This window comes from Streptomyces sp. NPDC059743 (assembly GCF_042732975.1).
Taxonomy (GTDB): Bacteria; Actinomycetota; Actinomycetes; order Streptomycetales; family Streptomycetaceae; genus Streptomyces.
Genome location: NZ_JBHWGS010000039.1, coordinates 1 through 5,072 on the forward strand (window position 1 = coordinate 1; position 5,072 = coordinate 5,072).

A 5,072-nucleotide genomic window follows, 5' to 3' on the forward strand; every position below is an offset into this window, starting at 1 on the left:
CGTGGTGTGAAGGTGGATCCTGGTGTGGGTTTGGTGTCGGGGTCGGAGGTGTATTTTTCGAGTTGGTCGGTGGATGCGCTGGCGCGGGTGATCGGCGGGGTTCCGGGTGTGCGGGAGTGGGTGGCGCCGCGCCGGGTCCCGTTCGTAGGCGTGGTGGACGGGACCGTACGGGTGCCGGGACGACCTGCGCGTACGGTGTCGGAGCGGGAGCTGCGCGTCCTCGAACTCTGCGACGGAGTACGGCTGTTCACCGATATCGTGGACGAGGTCTCCCGGGCCGAGGGCCACGAGGTATCGCCCGCCGAGATCACCGAGACCTTGGAGTGGCTCGTCGCCCAGCGCTGGGTCGCCTGGAAACTGGACGTCCCTGCGGGCACCTTCCCGGAACGCGCCCTGCGCTCCTTCGTGGAGACGATCGGCGACGCGGAGCTGCGCGAACCGGCCCTCGCCAAGCTGGACATACTCGAACGAGGCCGTGACCGGGTACAGGCGGCCGGCTTCGACGCCGACGAACTGTGCGAGGCGCTCGCCGCGCTCGAAGCCGACTTCGCCGAACTGACCGAAGCCTCCGCCCAGCGGGAGAAGGGCGCCCGTACCGCGCCCAACCGCGCGCTGGTCTACTCCGACTGCCGCAGATCGGCCACCGCCACGGTGGGCACCGCCGTACTGGAGCAGCTCACTCCACTGGAGCTCTGCCTGACCGGCGCCCGCTGGATGACCAACCGGTTCGCCGAAACCGTCGGCGGACGTATCAAGGAGGCGTACGAGCGGCTGCGCGCCCGGCAGGACCGCGTCGATCTCGGCTCCCTCTGGTTCGAGTGCCTGCCCGCGCCGCACAGCGAGTCGATCGCGGACATCGACCGTATCCAGGCCGAACTGCGCGAGCGCTGGGCGCGGATCATCAACGCTCCGGCCGGAGCCCGGCGCGTACGGCTCTCCTCCGCCGATATCGCCGACCAGGTCCAGGAGGCCTTCGGCGAACCGGGCCGCGGCTGGTCCCTGGCCCGCTACATCAGTCCCGATGTCATGGTCATCGCCGATGATCTCGACGCGGTGGAGCGCGGTGAGTTCGAGCTCGTCCTCGGTGAACTGCATGTCGCCATGAACACCTTGGGCGCCTCGCTCTTCGTCCATCAGCACCCGGAGATGCAGGAGCTGATCGACGAGACCACGACCGACTTCCCCGGGCCACGGCTGATGCCCATGCTGCCCAAGGAACTTCCGCTGAAGTGGTCCACCCGCAGCAGACCGTCCCTGGACCGTCCGCAGGACTACTACGTCGCCATCGTGGACCAGACCGCGGACCCGAACCGGCCGCGCACGGTCCGCTGCGGTGACGTACTGGTGGAGGAGCGGGACGGGCAGTTGAAGGCGCTGCTGCCCGACGGTTCTGTCTTCGATCTGCTCGATGTGTTCAGCCACGCCATGACCAACCGGGTCATGGACCGCTTCACCCTGCGGCCCGACACCGACCGTTCGCCGCGCATCACCATCGACTCGACCGTGGTGGCCCGCGAGACCTGGAAGTTCGTCGCCTCGGAGATGGAGTTCGCGGGCGAGAAGAGTGAGGCGCGTCGGTTTGTGCGGGCGCGTCAGTGGCGGTCGGCGCAGGAGTTGCCGCGGTGGGTGTTCGTGGTGTCTCCGACGGAGCCGCGTCCGTTCTTTGTCGATTTCGACAGTCCGGTGTACGTGAATATCTTCGCGAAGGCGGCGCGCAGGCTGGCGCGGAAGGATCCGGCGGCGCGTATGACGGTCAGCGAGATGCTGCCGACGCCGGAGCAGGCCTGGCTGACCGACGACGAAGGCAACAAGTACACCTCCGAACTCCGCTTCGTCGCCGTCGACCGCACCACGGAGATGGGAGAGGAAGGATGACCGGCGCACATCGGCCGGACGGCGCGGGCAGCCCGGTGGACGACATCCTCGCCCACGCCACGCGCGATCCGGGCGCCATCGCCGTCGTCACGCCGGACACAGAGCTCTCGTACGGAGAACTCGCGGGCAGGATCGACCAGTTGGCCCGGACTCTCACCGTCCGGGGAGTGGGCCCCGAGGAGGTCTGCGCCATCGCCGTCGAACGCGGTATCGACGCCGTTGTCGCGATGGCGGCGGTGCTACGGGCCGGCGGCGCGTTCCTCACACTCGATGTCGAACTGCCGTTGCCACGGCTGGTGTCCATGGCCGAGAGTGGACGGGCCCGGTTTCTGCTCACCACCACCGCTCTCGCCGAGCGGCTCGTCCTGCCCGTGACCGGACCGACTCTGCTGCTCGACCGGCTTCCGGCGCCGGACCCGGACCCGGCCCGGGACACACTCCTCGCGCCTCTGGAGCCGTCGGCCGCACTCGGGCCGCGTTCGCTCGCGTACATCAGCCACACCTCCGGATCCACCGGTGCGCCTCACGCGGTCATGATCGAACGCGCCGGTCTCGACGCGTACATACGCTTTGTGGTCCGCGACTACGGACTCGGCCCGCACACAGTGGCCGTCCAGCTCGCGCCGCTCGGCTATGACGCGTCCATCAGGGATATCTTCGCGCCGCTCGTCGCGGGCGGCCGTCTCGTCCTGGTCGACCGCGCCCGGCTGCTGCGCGCCGACACCTTCGCGGCCACACTCCGGGAGTACGGCGCGGACACCGTACTGAGCACCACACCGTCGTTGCTCACCTTCCTCGCACAGGGACCGGACGCGGCCGAACGGCTGGGCGGCGTACGCACGGTGGTCTCCAGCGGCGAATCGCTGCGGCCCTTTCTCGCCGCCGGCGGGCGCGCGCTCGTCGACGGTCTGCTGGTGAACCAGTACGGTCCCACCGAATGCACGATGACCTCCACCCGGTACAAGGTGCCCGCCGTACCCGACACCTCCGTCGATGTCATCGGCACTCCCATCGACGGTGTCACCGTCCAGGTGCTGGACGACGATCTGCGCGCGGTGCCCGACGGCGCGGTGGGAGAGCTGTACATCGGCGGTGTCGGCGTCGCCCGGGGCTATCGCGGGCTGGCCGCCCTGACGGCCGGGCGCTTCCTGCCCGATTCCTCGGGCCCGCCCGGCGCCCGTATGTACCGCACCGGTGATCTGGCCCGGCGGCTGCCCGGCGGCGAGCTGGAGTATCTCGGCCGGTCCGACCGGCAGATCAAGATCCGCGGCCATCGGGTGGATCCGGCGGAGATCGAGGGCGCACTGCTCACGCATCCTCATATCACCGGCGCCGTGGTCACCGCCGAGACCGACGGCCAGGGACGGACCTGGCTGTACGCGCATGTCACCGGCCTGCCCTCCGGGACCGGCGACGCGTCCGTACGCGCGCACCTCGCCGGCACGCTGCCGCCTCATATGCTGCCGAGGCGGTTCAGCCGTATCGACCGGCTGCCGGTGACGCGCAGCGGCAAGACCGACCGTGGCATACTCGGCCGGTCGGCCGCGCCGATGTCCGCTGCGCCGATGTCCGCTGCACCGGTGTCTGCCGCGCCGGTGTCCGTCGCGCCGGTGGCGGAGCGTGTGTCATGACGGCGGCGGGCACGCGGCTGGTCCATGCGGACACCGGACTCGGGCACACGGACACCGGGCTGGGTCACGCCGATCTGCGACTCGGCCCTGCCGATGTCCGGCTCGGTCACGCCGACGTTCTCGCCGCCGCCGAGCGGATCGCGCCGTACATACGGCGTACGCCACTGCTGACGGCCGGCTCACTGCCCGGCGTTCTGCTCAAGGCCGAACACCTCCAGCACAGCGGCTCGTTCAAGCTGCGCGGAGCGGCGAACGCGCTGCTGGCCCTGGGCGCCCATGACATCGTCACCGGTTCCTCGGGCAATCACGGTCTGGCGGTGGCCGCTCTCGCCGGGCCGCTCGGTGTCCGCGTCACGGTCGTCATGGCGGCCGGAGCGAGCGAGGCGAAGGCGCGGGCCGTCGCGGCCCTCGGCGCGCGGGTCATCCGGAGCGGCGGCGGAGTCGCCGAACGGGACCGGTACGCGCGGGACTTCGCGGAGCGTACGGGAGCGGTACTGGTGCCCTCGTCGGACCATGAACTCGTGGCGGCCGGACAGGGCACCGTCGCCCTGGAGATCTTCGAGGACGCGCCTGGCACCGACACCGTCTTCGTCCCGACCGGTGGCGGCGGTCTGCTCGGCGGTGTGTGTCTCGCCGCGGCAGGGCTGACACGGCCGGTACGGATCGTCGGTGTGGAGCCCGCGGGCACCCGGCGCTACGCGCGCGCTCTGGCCGCCGGGCATCCGGTCGAGCTGCCGCCCAGTGACACCGTCGCCGACGGACTGCGCGGCCAGCGCGCGGGCGAGATCCTCTTCCCTGTGATCAGACAGCGCGTGGACGAACTGGTCGGAGTCACCGACGAGGCGATCGTCCAGGCGACGGGCCTGCTGCATGCGGCCGGCATCCCGGCGGAGCCCAGTGGCGCCGTCGCCCTGGCCGGAGCGCTGCACCGAGGCTTCGACGGCACGGCCGCGGTGATCGTGTCCGGCGGAAACGATCCGGCGGCGCTGGCCGCCCGAACGGCCGCTCTCTGACGGGCTGTTGAGCGCGGGCCGCAGGCCCGTGTCGACGGCGCACATCACCACTCTCGACAACATCACTGACATCACGAATGCCACGAATACCACTCAAGGAGAACATCATGACCACGGCGGAACAGCACACGGTCGACACCTCCCAGCTTCCCGAACTCATCGCGGGCTTCTACCGGGAGACTCTCGGTGACACCACTCTCGACACCACGAGCGACTTCTTCGAGACGGGCGGCGACTCCCTGGCTGCCTTCCAGATCATCGCCCGGCTCCAGGACACCCTCCACACCGAGCTGCCCGTGGCGCTCATCTTCACCTATCCCTCGCCGGCCGAACTCGCAGAGGTCCTCGCCGCGGATCTCGCGGACCGCGCGGCCGAACAGGTCTAGGAGGAGATCCGGATGACCGAGGAATCCGTTTCGCTGAGCGGGCGATGGCGCCTCTGGGACCAGGTGGGCCTGCGTGGTCCGGGTTTTCCGGTGTCGGGGGTGTTGGGTTTGGCGCCGGTTGGTCTGGGTGTGGCGGCGGACAAGTTTGGTGTGGGGGAGGTGTTGTC

4 protein-coding genes are annotated in these 5,072 nt (G+C 70.0%); all 4 read left to right on the top strand.

The genetic code is table 11. The annotated features are described in order from the left end of the window. Nucleotides 1-48: 48 nt before the first annotated feature. The 4 genes from ACFV6H_RS37695 (at nucleotide 49) to ACFV6H_RS37710 (ending at nucleotide 4,905) form a co-directional block, all read left to right on the top strand. Nucleotides 49-1,875 carry a lantibiotic dehydratase gene (locus ACFV6H_RS37695; protein ID WP_385551401.1) on the top strand — a complete coding sequence of 609 codons (1,827 nt, stop codon included), beginning with the start codon at nucleotides 49-51 and terminating at the stop codon, nucleotides 1,873-1,875. Next, a complete protein-coding gene (locus ACFV6H_RS37700; protein WP_385551396.1) occupies nucleotides 1,872-3,506 on the top strand; it encodes an amino acid adenylation domain-containing protein in 1,635 nt (544 codons plus the stop codon). Before ACFV6H_RS37695 ends, ACFV6H_RS37700 begins: the two co-directional genes overlap by 4 nt. Further along, nucleotides 3,503-4,519, top strand: coding sequence for a pyridoxal-phosphate dependent enzyme (locus tag ACFV6H_RS37705; protein ID WP_385551398.1), 1,017 nt, complete (start codon nucleotides 3,503-3,505; stop codon nucleotides 4,517-4,519). Before ACFV6H_RS37700 ends, ACFV6H_RS37705 begins: the two co-directional genes overlap by 4 nt. Nucleotides 4,520-4,626: 107 nt before the next feature. Then, complete coding sequence (locus tag ACFV6H_RS37710) at nucleotides 4,627-4,905, top strand: acyl carrier protein (protein ID WP_093602329.1); 279 nt, start codon at nucleotides 4,627-4,629, stop codon at nucleotides 4,903-4,905. Nucleotides 4,906-5,072 lie beyond the last annotated feature (167 nt).

What these genes read in the sequence shown, in the direction of transcription:
- ACFV6H_RS37700 (WP_385551396.1), top strand. Translation starts at nt 1,872, where the DNA reads ATGACCGGCGCACATCGGCCGGACGGCGCGGGCAGCCCGGTGGACGAC.
- ACFV6H_RS37710 (WP_093602329.1), top strand. Translation starts at nt 4,627, where the DNA reads ATGACCACGGCGGAACAGCACACGGTCGACACCTCCCAGCTTCCCGAA.
- ACFV6H_RS37705 (WP_385551398.1), top strand. Translation starts at nt 3,503, where the DNA reads ATGACGGCGGCGGGCACGCGGCTGGTCCATGCGGACACCGGACTCGGG.